The 17,771-nt window shown below is 64.5% G+C and carries 14 protein-coding genes; 5 read left to right on the plus strand and 9 right to left on the minus strand.

All coding sequences use genetic code 11. From position 1 onward, the window contains the following. Nucleotides 1-14: 14 nt before the first annotated feature. Nucleotides 15-2,120 (plus strand): acyl-CoA dehydrogenase, encoded by a 2,106-nt coding sequence (locus tag OIT41_RS11215; protein WP_241707741.1) that lies wholly within the window; start codon nucleotides 15-17, stop codon nucleotides 2,118-2,120. A gap of 173 nt (nucleotides 2,121-2,293) precedes the next feature. Here the strand turns inward: OIT41_RS11215 and glgA are convergent, their stop codons facing one another. Then, nucleotides 2,294-3,493, minus strand: coding sequence for a glycogen synthase (glgA, locus tag OIT41_RS11220; RefSeq protein WP_241707742.1), 1,200 nt, complete (start codon nucleotides 3,491-3,493; stop codon nucleotides 2,294-2,296). A gap of 104 nt (nucleotides 3,494-3,597) precedes the next feature. Here glgA and glgC point away from each other — a divergent pair, with 104 nt between their 5' ends. Next, complete coding sequence (gene glgC, locus OIT41_RS11225) at nucleotides 3,598-4,980, plus strand: glucose-1-phosphate adenylyltransferase (RefSeq protein ID WP_078108854.1); 1,383 nt, start codon at nucleotides 3,598-3,600, stop codon at nucleotides 4,978-4,980. 109 nt (nucleotides 4,981-5,089) lie between these two features. Next, nucleotides 5,090-6,541 carry an SDR family oxidoreductase gene (locus OIT41_RS11230; RefSeq protein ID WP_078108853.1) on the plus strand — a complete coding sequence of 484 codons (1,452 nt, stop codon included), beginning with the start codon at nucleotides 5,090-5,092 and terminating at the stop codon, nucleotides 6,539-6,541. 25 nt (nucleotides 6,542-6,566) lie between these two features. On the opposite strand, the gene OIT41_RS11235 is transcribed toward OIT41_RS11230, so the two are convergent. From OIT41_RS11235 to OIT41_RS11245, 3 genes are all read right to left on the minus strand, one after another. Further along, nucleotides 6,567-7,418 (minus strand): transglutaminase family protein, encoded by an 852-nt coding sequence (locus OIT41_RS11235; RefSeq protein WP_078108852.1) that lies wholly within the window; start codon nucleotides 7,416-7,418, stop codon nucleotides 6,567-6,569. Continuing rightward, nucleotides 7,415-8,341, minus strand: a complete 927-nt coding sequence (locus tag OIT41_RS11240; RefSeq protein ID WP_078108851.1) for an alpha-E domain-containing protein — start codon at nucleotides 8,339-8,341, stop codon at nucleotides 7,415-7,417. The genes OIT41_RS11235 and OIT41_RS11240 overlap by 4 nt, the downstream gene beginning before the upstream one ends. Before the next feature lie 72 nt (nucleotides 8,342-8,413). Beyond that, complete coding sequence (locus OIT41_RS11245) at nucleotides 8,414-9,970, minus strand: circularly permuted type 2 ATP-grasp protein (protein ID WP_078108850.1); 1,557 nt, start codon at nucleotides 9,968-9,970, stop codon at nucleotides 8,414-8,416. 113 nt (nucleotides 9,971-10,083) lie between these two features. Here OIT41_RS11245 and OIT41_RS11250 point away from each other — a divergent pair, with 113 nt between their 5' ends. Both OIT41_RS11250 and pepN read left to right on the plus strand, forming a co-directional pair. Further along, nucleotides 10,084-11,127 (plus strand): YeiH family protein, encoded by a 1,044-nt coding sequence (locus tag OIT41_RS11250; RefSeq protein WP_264636471.1) that lies wholly within the window; start codon nucleotides 10,084-10,086, stop codon nucleotides 11,125-11,127. Between the two features lie 4 nt (nucleotides 11,128-11,131). After that, nucleotides 11,132-13,750, plus strand: coding sequence for an aminopeptidase N (gene pepN, locus OIT41_RS11255; RefSeq protein ID WP_264636472.1), 2,619 nt, complete (start codon nucleotides 11,132-11,134; stop codon nucleotides 13,748-13,750). Here the strand turns inward: pepN and OIT41_RS11260 are convergent. The 5 genes from OIT41_RS11260 to OIT41_RS11280 all read right to left on the minus strand — a co-directional run bounded on the left by OIT41_RS11260 (nucleotide 13,747) and on the right by OIT41_RS11280 (nucleotide 17,730). Then, nucleotides 13,747-14,844 (minus strand): biotin/lipoate A/B protein ligase family protein, encoded by a 1,098-nt coding sequence (locus tag OIT41_RS11260; protein WP_372489625.1) that lies wholly within the window; start codon nucleotides 14,842-14,844, stop codon nucleotides 13,747-13,749. The genes pepN and OIT41_RS11260 overlap by 4 nt on opposite strands. An 81-nt stretch (nucleotides 14,845-14,925) precedes the next feature. Beyond that, the gene (locus tag OIT41_RS11265; RefSeq protein WP_009358283.1) at nucleotides 14,926-15,183 is read right to left on the minus strand and encodes a type B 50S ribosomal protein L31; all 258 of its coding nucleotides are present in this window, start codon (nucleotides 15,181-15,183) and stop codon (nucleotides 14,926-14,928) included. Nucleotides 15,184-15,323: 140 nt separating this feature from the next. Further along, on the minus strand, nucleotides 15,324-16,133 hold the full coding sequence (locus OIT41_RS11270; protein WP_241707746.1) for a TrmH family RNA methyltransferase: 810 nt from the start codon (nucleotides 16,131-16,133) through the stop codon (nucleotides 15,324-15,326). Between the two features lie 7 nt (nucleotides 16,134-16,140). Beyond that, nucleotides 16,141-16,926, minus strand: a complete 786-nt coding sequence (locus OIT41_RS11275; protein WP_264636473.1) for a sulfite exporter TauE/SafE family protein — start codon at nucleotides 16,924-16,926, stop codon at nucleotides 16,141-16,143. An 18-nt stretch (nucleotides 16,927-16,944) separates the two neighbouring features. Beyond that, on the minus strand, nucleotides 16,945-17,730 hold the full coding sequence (locus OIT41_RS11280; RefSeq protein ID WP_059389255.1) for an ABC transporter ATP-binding protein: 786 nt from the start codon (nucleotides 17,728-17,730) through the stop codon (nucleotides 16,945-16,947). Nucleotides 17,731-17,771: the final 41 nt, after the last annotated feature.

A 17,771-nucleotide genomic window follows, 5' to 3' on the forward strand; every position in this document is an offset into this window, starting at 1 on the left:
AAGAAGGAATCACCATGACTGAAGTAGTGGACCGTACCTCCTCCAGCCGGGCGTCCGCCGGAACGCCGTCAACCCCGCAGCCCGTTGCGGCCGACCCTACCGTGGACGTCGCGGCCCTTGGCGAACTGTTGCTCGGCAAGTGGGGCCACATTCGCCACACGGCGCGTGACCTCGCGGGCCGCCCCGAGGTGCACAAGATCGAAGGCTTGACGCATACCGAACACCGCAAGCGCGTCTTCGGGCAGCTGAAGTACCTCGTGGACAACAATGCCGTGCACCGGGCTTTCCCCGCCAGCCTCGGCGGGTCGGATGACCACGGCGGCAACATCGCCGGCTTCGAGGAGCTCGTCACTGCGGATCCCTCACTGCAGATCAAGGCCGGCGTGCAGTGGGGTCTCTTCGGTTCAGCGGTGATGCACCTCGGCACGGAGGAGCACCAGAACGCGTGGCTGCCCGGGATCATGAGCCTGGAGATCCCCGGCTGCTTCGCCATGACCGAAACCGGACACGGCTCCGACGTGGCGAGCATCGCCACCACGGCCACGTATGACGAGGCCACCCAGGAGTTCGTCATCAACACCCCGTTCCGCGCCGCATGGAAGGACTACATCGGCAACGCAGCCGAGGACGGCCTGGCCGCCGTCGTGTTCGCCCAACTGGTGACCCGCAACGTGAACCATGGCGTCCACGCGTTCTATGTCGAGCTGAGGGACCCGGACACCAAGGAGTTCCTGCCCGGAATCGGCGGCGAGGACGACGGCGTCAAGGGCGGCCTGAACGGGATCGACAACGGCCGCCTGCACTTCAGCGATGTGCGTGTCCCGCGCACCAACCTGCTCAACCGCTACGGCAACGTCTCCCCCGAAGGCGAGTACACCTCGCCCATCGCGAGCCCCGGACGGCGATTCTTCACGATGCTCGGCACCCTGGTACAAGGCCGGGTCTCCCTCGACGGAGCCGCTGTCGCCGCCAGCAAGGTGGCCTTGACCACCGCGATCCGGTACGCCGCCGAACGGCGCCAGTTCAACGCTTCTTCCCCTACCGACGAGGAGGTCCTGCTGGACTACCAGCGGCACCAGCGCCGCTTGTTCACCCGGCTTGCCACCACCTTTGCGGCGAGCTTCGCGCACGAGCAGCTGCTCGAAAAGTTCGACGACGTCTTCTCCGGCCGTCACGACACCGACGCCGACCGCCAGGACCTCGAGACCCTCGCGGCGGCCCTCAAGCCCATGAGCACCTGGCACGCCCTCGACACGCTGCAAGAGTGCCGCGAGGCCTGCGGCGGCGCCGGATTCCTTATCGAGAACCGTTTCGCCTCGCTCCGTGCGGACCTGGACGTCTACGCCACTTTTGAGGGTGACAACACCGTGCTTCTCCAGCTCGTCGCCAAGCGCCTCCTGGCCGACTACGCCAAGGAGTTCCGCAACGTCGACTTTGGCGTGCTGGCCCGCTTCGTGGCTGCCCAGGCTGCCGACGTCGCCATCAACCGGACCGGCCTGCGGCAAGTGGCACAGTTCGTGGCAGACACCGGATCAGTCCAGAAAGCCGCTCTGGCCCTGCGCGACGAAGAAGGCCAACGCACGCTCCTGACAGACCGGGTGCAGTCCATGGTGGCTGAGGTGGGCTCTGCTCTCAAGGGTGCGAACAAGCTCCCGCAGCATCAGGGCGCCGCATTGTTCAACCAGCACCAGGACGATTTGATTGAAGCCGCCCAGGCCCACGCCGAACTGCTGCAATGGGAAGCGTTCACGGAAGCCCTCGGCAAGGTCGGCGATCCGGATACCTTGAAAGTGCTGACCTGGCTCCGCGACCTGTTCGGCCTCTCGCTCATCGAAAAGCACCTCTCCTGGTACCTCATGAACGGCCGCCTTTCCATGCAGCGCGGACGCACCGTGGGGGCCTACATCAACCGGCTGCTCGTCAAGATCCGTCCCCACGCCCGCGACCTGGTCGATTCCTTCGGCTACGGTCAGGAGCACTTGCGGGCGCCCATCGCCTCGGGGGCCGAGAAGGTCCGACAGGACGAGGCCCGCGGCTACTTCCAGGCGCAACGGGCAGGCGGCAACGCCCCCGCCGAGGAGAAGAGCCTCCTCGCCTTGAAGGGGAGGAAAGCCAGCTAGCATCCTGCCGTGACCGGCCGGTGAACAGTTGCCGAATCCTTTAACGACGACGGCGGCGCCGCACCCCCGCTGAGGGGCCCGGCGCCGTCGTCGTTCTTTCCCAACTAGCTCGCATTTGTTGTCGTTATGAGCCCTCAAAACGACATTAACTGCGAGTTAGTTGGGCTGGTGGGTCAGGGGGCGAGGACTGAGCGGTACACCTCGAGGGTTGTTTCGGTGATCGACTCCCAGGAGAAGTGCTCCTCCGCCCGGACGCGGCCCGCGGCGCCCATGACCTTGGCCCGTGCGGGATCGGACACCACCTCGTTGAGGGCAGCGGCGAAATCGGCGACGAACTTCTCGGGATCCAGCGGGGTGCCGGTACCGTCCGTGACCTGCTCCAGCTCCACCAGCAGTCCCGTTTCGCCGTGCTGAACCACCTCGGGGATGCCGCCCGTTGCGCTCGCCACCACGGCTGCGCCACAGGCCATGGCCTCGAGGTTGACGATGCCGAGGGGCTCGTAGATCGACGGGCAGGCGAAGGCCGTGGCATGGCTTAGCACCTGGATGAGCTCATGCCGCGGAAGCATGCGTTCGATCACCAGGACCCCGTCGCGCTTGCTCTGCAGGTCGCCGATGAGGCGGGCCGTTTCCGCTGCGAGTTCCGGGGTGTCCGCCGCACCCAGGCAAAGCACAAGCTGCACATCGTCGGGGAGGCTCGCGGCCGCCTTCAAGAGGTACGGAACACCCTTCTGGCGCGTGTTGCGTCCCACGAAGACCACACTGGGCTTCGCGGGGTCGATGCCGAGGGCGCGAATAGCGTCTTCGCCGTGGTCCGGCTGCCACATCTCGACGTCGATGCCGTTGTGTACCACTCGCACCTTGGCCGGGTCCACGTTCGGGTAGCTGCGCAGGATGTCTTTCCGCATGCCTTCCGAGACGGCGATGATGGCGGCCGCGGCCTCATAGGCAGTCTTTTCAACCCATGAGGACAGCGCGTAACCACCACCGAGCTGCTCCGCTTTCCACGGCCGCAACGGCTCCAGGCTATGGGCGCTGAGCACATGGGGTATCCCATGCAACAGCGACGCCAGGTGGCCGGCCATGTTGGCGTACCAGGTATGGGAGTGGACCAGGTCCGCTCCGGCGATGTCCGGCACGATGCGCAAATCCACCCCGAGGGTCTGGACGGCGGCATTCGCGGCCCCCAGATCATCCGGAGTGGAATACGACGTCACCGTCGCACCGTGGAAGTCCGCATCACGGGGCGCGCCGAAGGCACGCACCTGCAGATCCACATGCTTCGCCAAGACGCGGCTGAGCTCGGCAACATGCACACCGGCCCCGCCATAGATTTCGGGTGGAAACTCTTTAGTCACAATGTCTACGCGCACGCTACCTAACGTAGTCCTTCCGGAGTATGTGTTCTAGTGTGAAAGGGTCCGGCAACCCGGGCTTTTTTCGGGGGCTACAAAGACGTACAGGGAGAGCAAACACCATGGCGTTGAAGAAAGTATTGTCAATTGTGTTGGCTGGCGGCGAAGGAAACCGCCTTATGCCATTGACGGCAGACAGGGCAAAACCTGCGGTGCCGTTTGCGGGGGGCTATCGATTGATCGATTTCGCTCTCTCGAATCTGGTCAATTCCGGGTACCTCCAGATCGTGGTGTTGACCCAGTACAAATCGCACAGTCTTGACCGCCACATTTCCGAGACCTGGCGGATGTCCACCCAGCTGGGAAGATACGTGGCCTCGGTTCCTGCCCAGCAGCGCGTGGGCAAGAGCTGGTTCCTCGGCAGCGCGAATGCCATCTACCAGTCCCTGAACCTCATTCACGACGCCAACCCCGACATTGTTGTCGTTGTCGGTGCGGACCACGTTTACCGCATGGACTTCCAGCAGATGGTCCAACAGCATGTGGCCAGCGGCGCCAAGGCCACAGTTGCGGCCGTCCGACAGCCGCTGAACATGGCCAACCAGTTCGGCGTGATCGAGGTCGACAAGAACGATCCGCAGAAAATTTCGGCGTTCGTGGAGAAGCCTGCCGAAACGGAAGGCCTCGCCGCTGATCCCTCGCAGTTCCTTGCCTCCATGGGCAACTATGTCTTCGACGCCGACGCCCTGGTGGAAGCACTTCGCATCGATGCGGAGCGCCTGGACACCAAACACGACATGGGAGGCGACATCATCCCCTACTTCGTGTCCCAGGGTGAGGCGGGCGTCTACGACTTCACGCTCAACGATATTCCCGGTTCAACAGAGCGCGACCGCACGTACTGGCGCGATGTTGGAACCATCGATTCGTTCTATGACGCCCACATGGACCTGATTTCACCCGTTCCGATATTCAACCTGTACAACTCGGAATGGCCCATCTACACGCGGCAGAGTATTTCACCGCCGGCTAAGTTCGTCCGGGGCGAGAACAGCACCGTGGGCACCGCGCTGGACTCCATCGTGGCCAGTGGCTCGGTAATCTCCGGCGGAATCGTGGAAGGGTCCGTGCTGTCCAACGATGTTTACGTAGGACCGGCCACCAGGGTCCAGGACTCGGTGCTGATGGACAAGGTGCGCATCGGTGCAGGTGCCGTGGTCAAGCGAGCCATCATCGACAAAAACGTGAAAGTGCCCGCCGGGGCTGCCATTGGCTTGGATCCCGACCTCGACCGGGCCCGCGGCTTCAAGGTCACCGAATCCGGAATCACCGTGCTCGCAAAGGACCAGGTGGTACCAGAGCCGGAGGCCTCCGAGCTCGCCCTGGCGGCTGAATACCGCCGCTCGGTGCCGGAGGCGATCAAGGCTGCCACCGAGAAGTTCCCCGACATCAGGGACTCCGCGGAGCAGGTCACGAAAATCCAGGCTTCCTCGGTAGAGGTCTGACCCGGAACCCCGGAACCAGGACAGCCCCCCGGCCTCCCGGGCGGCAGCAGGCCTCCCGCCACTGCCGCACGGGAGGCTTTGCTGTGCCCGACCCTGTAAAATTGACCCAATGAGCCCCGCCGATTTGACGCCTGAAGAGATCCAGGCCTGCCTCAAGGTCTTGAACACCATCCACGCCTACGACGAGGAGCACCCGGACTACGTCGCCATCCGTCGTGCCACGGGAAAGATGTTCAAGGCCGTCAAGCGCCACCGCCGGGTCACCAAGCGGGACGAGATCGCGGAAGCCGATCGTGCTGTCATTGCGTTGACTGCCACCGCAGCCCCGGACAGGATCGACGACGAGACCCGCGGGAACAAGCTGGCTACCTCGGCCACGGGCGAAATCGCGGGCCACCTCATCCGGTCCAGGCCCTGCTACATCTGCAAGCAGCACTACACGCAAGTAGACGCGTTCTACCACCAGTTGTGCCCGGAATGCGCGGCCTTCAGCCACAGTAAACGCGATGCCCGCACGGACCTCAGCGGACGCCGTGCCCTCCTGACGGGCGGGCGGGCCAAGATCGGCATGTACATCGCCCTCCGCTTGCTCCGCGACGGCGCGCACACCACCATCACCACCCGCTTCCCCAAGGACGCGGCACGACGTTTCGCCGCCATGGAAGACAGCGCGGACTGGCTGCACCGGCTCAGGATTGTGGGCATTGACCTCCGGGATCCCTCACAGGTCATGGCGCTCACGGACTCCCTCAACGAAGCCGGCCCGCTCGACATCATCATCAACAACGCCGCCCAGACTGTCCGGCGTTCGGGGAATGCGTACAAGCCCCTGGTGGATGCCGAGGATGAGCCCCTGCCCGAGGCCCTGCAGGCAGCCAACGGCGGTCCGGAGCTGGTCACCTTCGGCCATGCCCACGACAAGCACCCCTTGGCCATCACCCAAAGCGTCACCGATCATCCCGTGCTGGCAGGTGATGCGATTACCTCGCTCGCATTGTCCACGGGCTCCGCGTCGTTGGCGCGGATCGCGACAGGTACCGCGATCGACGCCGGCGGCCTGGTTCCCGACCTTGCGGCCATCAACAGCTGGACCCAAGTGGTGGACGAAGTCGATCCGCTCGAGATGCTCGAGGTTCAGCTCTGCAACGTCACGGCGCCGTTCCTGCTGGTCAGCCGGCTCCGGGGCGCCATGAAGCGCTCCACGGCACACCGAAAGTACATCGTGAACGTCTCTGCCATGGAAGGGCAGTTCTCCCGCGCCTACAAAGGCCCGGGGCACCCCCATACCAACATGGCAAAAGCCGCGTTGAACATGATGACCCGGACCAGCGCACAAGAGATGCTGGACAGCGACGGGATCCTGATGACCGCCGTCGACACCGGATGGATCACTGATGAACGCCCGCATTACACCAAGGTGCGGCTCATGGAGGAAGGCTTCCATGCTCCGCTCGACCTGGTCGATGGTGCGGCGCGTGTCTACGATCCGATCGTGATGGGCGAAAACGGCGAAGACCAGTACGGCGTCTTCCTGAAGGACTACAAGCCCTCCCCCTGGTAAGACCAGGCGGAGGGCCGCGGGCCTCCTAGGTGAGCCGGGTGATCTCGACGGTCACGGTGAGACCCGAGCCGCCGCCCCCGGACAGGATGCCCTTCAGGGGAGGCACGTCCCGGTAGTCCCGGCCGCGCGCCACGGTGACGTGGAGGTCTCCGGCAGGCTTGTGGTTGGTGGGATCCCAGCTGCGCCATTCGCCGTCCCACCATTCCAGCCACGCGTGGGATTGGCCCGCGACTGTTTCACCGATCTCGGCCGTGGGCCGCGGATGGATATAACCGGACACGTACCGGGCAGGGATGCCGCAACTGCGGAGGGAGCCGATGGCCAAGTGCGCCAGGTCCTGGCAGACTCCCTGACGCTGGTTCCAGGCTTCCTCGGCGTTGGTGGTAACGCCGGTGGTGCCCTTCACATAGCTCATTTCGCCGCGCATCCATTCGAAGATGGCCATGGCCGTCTCGTGCGGATTCTTGCCGGCCACGACGGCTGGAATGATCCCGAGGACTTCCTCCCCCGGACCGGTGAGCTGCGACTGGGGCAACCAGTCGCTGAACTGGTCCCGAATCTCGTCGGAAGCCATCACATCCCAGCCGACGATCTCTTCGTCCAGGGCCATCCGTTCCACCCGGTGGACCTCAACGGTGGTGGTGGCCACCACTTCGAGGCGCTCGTGCGGCATCTGCATATCGAAGGCGGTGACGCGGGTGCCCCAATAGTCACGGTAGGTGCTCACCGCAGCCTGCGACGGGGTGATCTTCAGCGAGGACTCAAGCACCACTTGTTGCGGATCGGTCAGCGGGGTCATGCGCGCCTCGTTGTACGACAGGGTCACGCGGCGGTTGTATTTGTAGGCCGTCTTGTGGACGATGCTCAGCCGGGTCATGAAACTTCTCCCACCCAGGCCAGTTCATCCGCCTGATTGAAGTACTTACGGGAAATCGCGTCGGACGCCTGTGTGACGGCCTTCTGCACCCGGTCCATATGCTCGGGCAGCTCGGACATGAGATCGTCCGTGCGGTGGAACTCAAGGAAGGTACGGGCCTGGCCGACGATCCGGCGGGCGTCATTGATGAAGCCCACCCGCTGCGCCGAGGGATCCAACTTCGCGAGGCACTCGTCGGCGTCGCGCAGGGCGAAGACGATGGAGCGCGGGAACAAACGGTCCAGCAGAAGGAACTCGGCAGCGTGCTGGTCTCCGAAGGCCGCACGGCGGGTCCGCAGGAATGACTCGTAGGCCCCGGCGCAACGCAGCATGTTCACCCAGGACATTCCCGCGGAGAGGACATCCCTGGTGGACAGCATCCGCGCGGTCATATCGGCCCGTTCGAGCGAGCGGCCGAGGACCAGGAAGAGCCAGCTTTCGTCGTGGCTCACTGTGGTGTCCGCGAGGCCCCTGACCATGGCGGTGCGTTCCAGTACCCAGTTGCAGAAACGGTACGTCCCCACGACATCCTTGCGATGCTGGTTCAGCCCGTAGTACGTGGTGTTGAGGCTCTCCCACAATGAGGAGGACACGGTCTCGCGCGCACGCCGCGCATTCTCCCGCGCAGCCCCCAGGGACCCGGCAATGGAGGTGGCACTCGTCTTGTCATAAGCGAGGGCGTGAAGCAGCTCCGGCAAGCCGAACTCCTCGCTCTGCGGCCGGGCTCCCATGACAGCCAGGAGTTCCCTCGCCACGCTGCGTTGTTCCTCGAGCGGAAGGTGGTTCAGGCGTTCGAGATGGACGTCCAGGATTCTGGCCGTTCCGTCGGCCCGCTCCACATAACGGCCGATCCAGAAAAGGGATTCAGCAATACGGCTCAGCATGTGGCTGTGCCTCCTTCGGGTCCTGCGTTGTAACGATGGATGTGTCCTGCTCCGGCACCACGGCGTGACCGATCACTGCTGCTGGTCCGATTGGCGGTCCCGCCAGTTGCTTTCGACCGGCCAGACCGAGACCTGTTCACGGACCGTGATGGCCGAACGGGGCAGCTCTGCCGCGGGCAATTGCGGGGAGTCCGAGAGTACCCACGTGTCCTTGGAACCACCACCCTGTGAAGAGTTCACGATCAGCGAGCCCTCCTTCAGTGCCACCCGGGTCAGTCCGCCCGGCAGCACCCAGACGTCGTCGCCGTCGTTCACTGCGAATGGACGCAGGTCCACGTGGCGGGGCCCGAAGCGGTCTCCCGAGAGGGTGGGCACGGTGGAAAGCTGCAGCACGGGCTGCGCGATCCAACCTCGCGGATCCGCCAGCACCCGCTTCCGCAAAGCATCCAGCTCGTCCCGTGAAGCATCCGGACCGATCACCAGGCCCTTGCCTCCGGACCCGTCGACCGGCTTGACCACGAGTTCCTCGAGCCGGTCGAGGACCTGCTCGCGGGCTTCCTTCTCTTCGAGCCGGAAAGTCTCCACGTTGGCGATCACCGGCTCTTCGTGCAGGTAGTACCGGATCAGGTCAGGCACGTAGGAATAGACCAGCTTGTCGTCGGCCACCCCGTTTCCAACGGCGTTCGCGATGGTCACTCCGCCTGCCCGGGCCGCGTTCACCAGTCCCGGACAACCGAGCATGGAATCGGAGCGGAACTGCAGCGGATCCAGGAACTCGTCGTCGATCCGCTTGTAAATCACATCCACGCGCTGCTCACCGGCGGTGGTGCGCATGTAGACCCGGTTTCCGCGGCAGATGAGGTCCCTGCCCTCGACCAGTTCGACGCCCATCAACCCGGCCAGCAGGGTGTGTTCGAAGTAGGCACTGTTGAAGACCCCGGGGGTCAAGACCACCACGGTCGGGTCGTCCACCCCGGAGGGGGCCGTCTTGCGCAATGCCGAGAGCAAGCGGCGCGGGTATTCCTCGACCGGACGGATGTGCTGCTGCCCGAACGCTTCCGGCAAACCCTTTGCCATCGCCCGGCGGTTCTCCAACACGTAGGACACGCCCGAAGGCACGCGGACGTTGTCCTCCAGCACCCGGAACGTGCCGGCCGCATCGCGGACCACGTCGATACCGGAGACATGCACGCGCACGCCTCCCGCCGGCTCGAAACCATGCACCGCCCGATGGAAATGGGCACTCGTGGTGACCAATGCCCGCGGCACGACGCCGTCAGCGACCACCGTCATGCGGCCGTAGACATCATCCAGGAACGCCTCCAACGCGCGGACGCGCTGCTTTACCCCCCGTTCAAGCACATCCCACTCATCAGCCGGAATCACCCTCGGCACGATATCTAGCGGGAAGGGTCTCTCCTCCCCCGCATAATCGAAGGTCACGCCCCGGTCCAGGAAGGTCCGCGCCATCGACTCAGCGCGGGCGCTCACATCGGCAAGCGAAAGCTCGCGGAGTGCGCCGTCCACCTGGCCGTATGATTTTCGGGCAACGGTGCCTGGGGCGAACATTTCGTCGTAGGCGCCGGAACGGACGGCGGCCTCGGAGTAATCCCGGAATAGCTCTGACATGGGATTCAGACAATCACCTTTTCGATTACGAACGCATTTCGCGTTCTGCATGTTGCGACACCAAGTGTGAACCCGGTTCGCATTTCAGCGCCTGCATGCATCAAGGTTGACGAATGCACCCCAAGCGTTTGCCGATCCCCGTCTCCCGATGGGGAGCCGGGATCGTCATGGCAGTGGCAGCCACCGGACTTGCCTTCAGTGTCCATGCCCTGCTTCCCCCCATCCCTGCCATGACAGCCGCTGTAGCGCTGGGTTTGTTAGCTGCAAATATACCGGGCACAGCAACCTGGGCTGCCGGACGCGCCCGCCCGGGCCTCGACTTCGCCGGCAAGCACCACATGCGGGCAGGCATCGTGTTGCTGGGACTGAAGGTCAGCGTTGTGGATGTCCTCAACCTCGGCTGGTTTGCGCTCGTCCTGATTGCCGCCGTCGTGCTCCTCAGTTTCGCGGGCACCTACGGGCTGGCCCGGCTGGTAAAGCTTCCGCGCGATGGCGCCCTCCTGATAGCCACCGGCTTCGCCATTTGCGGGGCCTCGGCGATCGGAGCGATGGCCGCGGTGCGCCGCATCAAACACCAGGACACGGTCCTGCCCGTTGCCCTGGTGACCCTGTGCGGAACGCTCGCCATCGGCGTCCTGCCCCTGCTCATGCACCCCTTGGGCCTGAGCCCCGAACAATTCGGGGCGTGGACCGGCGCCTCGGTCCACGACGTCGGACAAGTGGTAGCTACCGCCCAGACCGCCGGCCCGGCGGCGCTGGCGCTCGCCGTCGTCGTGAAACTGACCAGGGTGGTCCTGCTGGCCCCCGTCGTCGCCGGAGCGGGCCTTGCGCAACGCTCGTCCATGAGGCTGAAGTCGCGCAACGGCGCCGAGGCCGACGACGACGGCGGCAAGTTCCCGCCGATCGTCCCTCTCTTCGTGCTCGGGTTCATCGCGATGGTGGCCGTGCGTTCCGTGGGCGGCCTGGGCCCTGGCGTGCTGGACGCCGCGGGAGGGCTGCAGGACATCCTGCTCGCCTCGGCCTTGTTCGGGCTGGGTTCCGCGGTCCGCGTCCGTACCCTCTTGCATACTGGCGGCCGTGCCGTGCTCGTAGCGCTTTGCTCCTGGTTCCTTATCGCCCTCCTGGGCTTGGGTGCGGTCTTGCTCATGATTAGATAGCGGGGTGTCGAATCACAACTTGGCGCGCGCCGAAGCCGCCACCCGTTCAGCCCTGATCAGCACCCACAGCTACGATGTCTCCCTTGACGTCCGCGAAGCCTCCGATGCCGGAGTGCCGGGGTACACGAGCCGCAGCGTCATCAACTTCTCCGCGGAGCCCGGCTCCTCCACGTTCCTGGATTTCATCCACGGCGGCGTGCACAGCGTCTTCCTCAACGGAAAAGGACTCGACATCACCGAGGTGGTGGACGGCGACAGGATCCACCTCAACAATCTCCAGGCCGAAAACCAGGTCACGGTCACCGGAACCGCCCTTTACAGCAGATCCGGCGAGGGCATGCACCGCTTCGTCGACCCCGCAGACGGGCAGTGCTACCTCTACACGCAATACGAACCGGCGGATGCCCGCCGCGTCTTCGCGAACTTCGAGCAGCCGGACCTGAAAGCCGAATTCACCTTCCGCGTCATGGCACCCTCCGCCTGGCAGGTGGCTTCGAACGGCGCCGAGGTCTCCCGGACGCAATTGACGAGCGATCCGGCCACGAGCCGCTGGGACTTCGCCACCACCAAGCGGATGTCCACCTACATCACCACCGTTCTCGCCGGTCCCTATTTCCGCGCCGAGGACCACTGGAGCACGACGCTCGACGACGGGACGAACCTTGAGGTTCCGCTGGCGCTCTATTGCCGCGCATCCATGCAGGAGTCCTTCGACGCCGCGGAACTTTTCCGGCTGACGAAGAACGGCTTGGACTTCTTCAACGATCTCTTCGACTACCCGTACCCGTGGGGCAAGTACGATCAGGCGTTCGTGCCGGAGTACAACCTCGGCGCGATGGAAAATCCCGGGCTCGTCACCTTCACGGAGAAGTACGTCTTCACCTCGCGGGCCACCGATGCCCAGTACCAGGCCCGCGCCAACACCCTCATGCACGAGATGGCCCACATGTGGTTCGGCGACCTCGTGACCATGACTTGGTGGGACGACCTCTGGCTCAAGGAATCCTTCGCCGACTACATGGGCACACTCGGCGTGGACAAGGCCACGGACTGGGACAGCGCGTGGGTGAATTTCGCGAACAAGCGCAAGTCCTGGGCGTACCTGCAGGACCAGTTGCCCACCACCCACCCGATCGTCGCCGACATTCCGGACCTGGAAGCCGCCAAGCAGAACTTCGACGGCATTACTTATGCCAAGGGCGCGTCCGTGCTCAAGCAATTGGTGGCCTACGTCGGTTTCGAGGCGTTCATTGCCGGCTCGCGGCGCTACTTCAAGGATCATGAGTACGGCAACACCTCGCTCGCCGACCTCCTCGAAGCCCTGGGCGCGGCATCCGGCCGGGACCTTGGAACCTGGGCCCGGCAATGGCTGCAGACCTCGGGCATCTCCACCCTTGCGGCGGAGATCTCGGGGAATGGCGATGCCATGGCGGCGGTCACCCTGCGGCAGGACTCCGTGGATCCCGTCACGGGCAAGCAGGAACACCGGCCGCATAGGCTCAGGATCGGTCTTTACACCTTTGACGACGACGGCCGGTTGCTCCGCACGGAGGGCATCGAGCTCGACGCCGACGGTGCCGACACCCCCGTCGCGGAACTCGCGGGCAAACCGCGCCCGGCCCTCCTTCTCGTCAACGACGAGGACCTCAGCTATGCCAAGGTCCGCCTGGATGCGGGGTCCGAGGCAACGGTACGTTCCTCCCTGGACCGCCTCAGCGACCCCATGGCCCGGGCCTTGTGCTGGACTGCTTTGTGGGATTCGGCGCGCGACGCCGTCACTCCGGCGGCGCTGTACGTCACCGCCGTCGAACGCTTCGCCCCGGCCGAACCGGGTATCGGCGTGCTCCTCAACGTCCTGGGCAACGCCGTGACCGCCGTCGAGCGTTACGTCCCTGCTCCGCAGCGCGATGAGGTCCGGAAGGGCCTGATGGCGGCTAGCGCGATGCAGCTGCGGACCTCCCAGCCGGGTTCCGACCAGCAACTCGCGTGGGCCAGGACCCTGGCGGAGTTGTCGCGCCATGACGGCGCGTATGTTGAGTACTTCCGCGGCATTCTCTCCGGAAGCGTGACAGTGGACGGCCTCACGGTGGATGCGGATCTCCGGTGGAGCCTGTGGCAAGCATTGGCAGCCAACGGAGCGGCCACGCTCTCGGAACTGGATGCCGAGCTCGCCGTGGACCGCACCGCGTCGGGACGCGAAGGCCATGCCCTGGCCGCGGCTGCCCGTGCGAATGCCGACGTCAAGACGGCCGCATGGAATGCCGCCGTCAACGACACCGGGCTCTCCAATGAGATTCTGAGCGCGACCATCGCAGGATTCGCCCTTGCACCGTCCGGACTGCTGGATGGCTTCACGGAACCGTACTTCACCTGCTTGGAGGATGTCTGGCAGTCCCGGAGCATCGAGATCGCAAGCCGGATTGTGCGGGGCTTGTTCCCCACAACCCAGGATCTGCGGGACGGCATGGCTCCGGCGGATCATCCGGTGCTCCGGCGCACGGACGAGTGGCTGAGCGCCCACACGGCGGCTCCGCGCGGGCTCCGGCGCATCGTCATCGAGCAGCGAAGCCACTTGTTCCGGGCCCTGACGGCCCAAGCGGCCGGCTTCCAGGTGGCCGGCTAAGGAACACGGTGCAGCCATTCTTCGGTACCGAACTTTGACTGCACCCGTTCCCGGGCTATTGCCAGTTCGGCGTCGGTGATGCGGGACTCCGCGGCGCCGTAGCGCTCGGTGAAAACCTCCTGCATGGCCTTGATGATGTCCGTCCGCGCCAGTCCGGTTTGCCGCCGGAGCGGATCGACGCGCTTCTTTGCGCTGCGGGTCCCTTTGTCGGAGAGCTTTTCCTTGCCGATGCGCAGGACCTCGACCATCTTGTCGGCGTCGATGTCATAGCTCATCGTGACGTGGTGCAGCATTCCGCCGTTGGCGAGGCGCTTTTGCGCGGCGCCGCCGATCTTGCCTTGCTCGGTGGCGATGTCATTGAGCGGGACGTAGAACGCCGAAATGCCCAGTTTTTCCAAAGCGGCCATGACCCACGCATCCAGGAAGGCATAGGAATCGGCAAAACTGATGCCATCCGCCAGGCTCTGCGGCACATAAAGCGAATAGGTGATGCAGTTCCCGGCTTCCATGAACATGGCTCCCCCGCCGCTGATGCGACGGACCACCGTGATGCCGTGGCGCGCCACGCCGTCGGGATCCACCTCGTTGCGGTAGGACTGGAAGCTGCCGATCACCACTGACGGCTCTTCCCAGTCCCAGAAGCGCAAGGTGGGGCTGCGCAGCCCGGCCCCGACCTGCTCGGTGAGGACCTCGTCCAACGCGACGTTGAGGTGCGTGGGAAGGACCGACGGCGGGATGACCTCCCATTGGTGGTCCGCCCACCCGCTGGCCTTGGACAGCGCCCTGCGGACAGCGACGGCGACCGCATCGGCTGAGAAGCCGAACAGGACAGTGTCCGCGCGCAATGCGGCGGAGACGGCTGCGGAGATCTCCACCGGCGTCGAACTTTCCGGAAGGCCCGTGAGCGCCCGGTTGATGTCCAGGAGAGCCTCGTCCGGTTCCAGGAAGAAGTCCCCGCTGAGCGAGACGTGCGCGAACTGCCCGTCGACGACGTCGAGGTCGACCACCACGAGCTTTCCGCCCGGGACCTTGTATTCACCATGGAGCCGCGGTTCGTCTTGCTCGAAAGCCATGCTGGAAGTCATGGCTTCCATCCTGCCGGAAAACGCAAAAGCCCGCAGCCACCGGAGGTCCGGCGGGTGCGGGCTTTCACAGAAGCTTGGAGGTGAAGTTGATTACTTCTTGCCGCCGAAGCCCTTGAAGCGAGCGTTGAAGCGCTCGACGCGGCCTGCAGAGTCCATGATGCGCTGCTTGCCCGTGTAGAACGGGTGGGACTCCGAGGAGATTTCGACGTCGATGACCGGGTAGGTGTTGCCGTCTTCCCACTCGATGGTCTTGGAAGAAGACACGGTGGACTTGGTCAGGAACTTGACGCCGGAAGCCAGGTCGTTGAATACAACAGCTTCGTACTTCGGGTGGATATCAGACTTCATAATGGGACCTTTTGTTCACGCAGCTGGATTTTGCCAGCTGCCAGGTATGAATGGATTCGGTCCGCGCACTGAAACAGATACCCAGTGCCGGGCCAACAATCAATCATAGCGGAAACCACACCTTGCTTGAACCAACCGCGTCAGTCGCGCGGGCGCAGTTCCCAGAAAGCCACGGCCGAGGCGGCAGCGACGTTGAGCGAGTCGACGCCCGCGCGCATGGGAATCTTTACGGCGAGGTCGACGGCGGCGAGCGTCTCCGGGCTCATGCCCGCGCCTTCAGTGCCGAGGACGAGGGCGAGCTTTCCGGGATTGCCGGCGGCAAGATCGTCGAGGTCCACTGCGTCGTCGGTCAGCTCCATGGCGGCGACGGTGAAGCCCTGCTCTTTGAGCCGTTCAAGGTCACCCGGCCAGGACTCGAGCCGCGCCCAGGGAACCTGGAACACAGTGCCCATGCTCACCCGGACGCTGCGGCGGTACAGGGGATCCCCGCAGCGCGGGGACACGAGCACGGCGTCCACTCCGAGCGCGGCCGCGGAACGGAAGATGGCGCCGACATTCGTGTGGTCGACGACGTCCTCGAGGACCGCCACGCGCTGTGCCCCGGCCAGGAGTTCCTCAAGGGGCACCGGCGCGGGCCGATGCATGGCAGCCATGGCACCGCGGTGCAGATGGAATCCCGTGATTTCTTCGAGCAGGGAAGCCTTGCCGATATAGACCGGTACCTCGGGGAACTGTTGGAAAACGTCGTCGAGGTCTTCCAGCCATTTCTCCGCCAGGAAGAAGGAACGGGGCTGGTGCCCGGCCGCGAGGGCGCGTCTCAGCACCCGTGACGATTCTGCGATGTACATGCCTTCGACGGGCTCGCGGAGCTTGCGGAGGTGGACATCCGTCAGTTGGGTGTAGTCGGCAACACGCGGGTCGTCAGCGGTTTCGAGGTAGTGGAAGGTCACTAGGTTCCTATTTCAGCAGGTTGGCGACCATGAAGCCGAGGGCCACGATGCCGAGCGCAAAGATTACGATGCGCAGCGCGAGGGGCTTCAAACGCCGTCCCACTTTTGAGCCCACCAGTCCGCCGATCAATGAACTGACCGCGATGACGGCCACGACAGGCCATTCGATCCGGCCAAAGGCAAACAGGAGGTAGGAGCACGCTGCCACCACGTTGACGGCCAACACAAGGATGTTCTTCATGGCGTTGGCGTTCTGGATGGTGCCCGTCATGAAGACACCCAGAATGCCGACCAGCAGGATGCCCTGGGCCGCCACGAAATAACCGCCATAGACCCCGGCGAGGTACACCAGGACCACCAGGACCACGGTGTGGCGCTTGTCCTGGATGGCGTGCTCCGGGTTGCCGGCCCGGTCCTGGACCCACCGCTGGAGTTTGGGTTGGAAGAGCACCATGAGCAGCGCGACGACGATCAGGATGGGGGCGGCGTAGTAAAAGACCTTCTCCGGGAGGTGCAGCAGCAGCCAGGCACCCGTGATCCCGCCAAGAAGCGACGCCGGCAAGAGGCGCAGCAGTTGGCTGCCCCTGCCCTTGAGTTCGTGGCGGTAGCCCCAGGCTCCCGTCACGTTGCCTGCGACAAGCCCCATGGCGTTGCTGATGGTCGCCGTGACGGGTGCGTAGCCGAGGGCAATGAGGACCGGGAACGTCACGAGCGTGCCGGAGCCGACAACGCTGTTGATGGTTCCGGCCCACAAGCCCGCGAAAAAGACCAGGATGCCGCTAAGGATCTCCACTGATTCTCGCTGCCCGGCCTAGCGGCGGGCGGTGGCCGTGTAGCGGCCGGAGTTCTCGGTCACGTCCAGGGGCAGGCCGAAGGTGTTGCTGAGGTGTTCTGCTGTCAGGACTTCCTCGATGGGTCCCGCGGCAACCACGCCGCCGTCACGAAGCAGCATGGCGTGGGTGAATCCCGGAGGAACTTCTTCAAGGTGGTGGGTCACGAGGACCATGGCGGGAGCGTCCTCGTCGCGGGCGAGCTCACCCAGCTTGTGGACGAGCTCTTCGCGTCCGCCAAGGTCCAGGCCCGCGGCCGGCTCGTCGAGCAGGAGCAGCTCAGGATCGGTCATGAGCGCCCTGGCGATCTGAACCCGCTTGCGCTCACCTTCGGAAAGCGAGGAGAAGGAGCGGTTCAACAGCGGGCCCATCCCCCACTCGTTGAGAAGGCCGAAGGCGCGGCGCTCGTCGTCGCGCTCGTATCCTTCGCGCCAGCGGCCGGTCACGCCATAAGCGGCGGTGACCACAACGTTCAGTACGTTTTCCTGCTCCGGGATCTGGGTGGCCAAGGCTGCGGAGGAAAGGCCGATGCGCGGGCGGAGCTCGAAGACGTCCACGCGGCCCAGCGTCTCGTCAAGGATCCCGGCTTTCCCGCTCGTGGGGTGCATCCGGGCGGCAGCGATCTGGAGGAGAGTGGTCTTGCCGGCACCGTTGGGACCGAGGATGACCCAGCGCTCGCCTTCATTGACCTGCCAGTCAACCTTGTCCAACAGGGTCTTGGTGCCTCGGACAACACTGACGGAAGCCAATTCAAGAACATCGCTCATAGGAGTAGACACTAGGACAAAAATAGGGGCGATAGATAACT

The sequence above is a fragment of the Arthrobacter sp. YA7-1 genome (assembly GCF_025960325.1).
Lineage (GTDB): Bacteria > Actinomycetota > Actinomycetes > Actinomycetales > Micrococcaceae > Arthrobacter > Arthrobacter bambusae_A.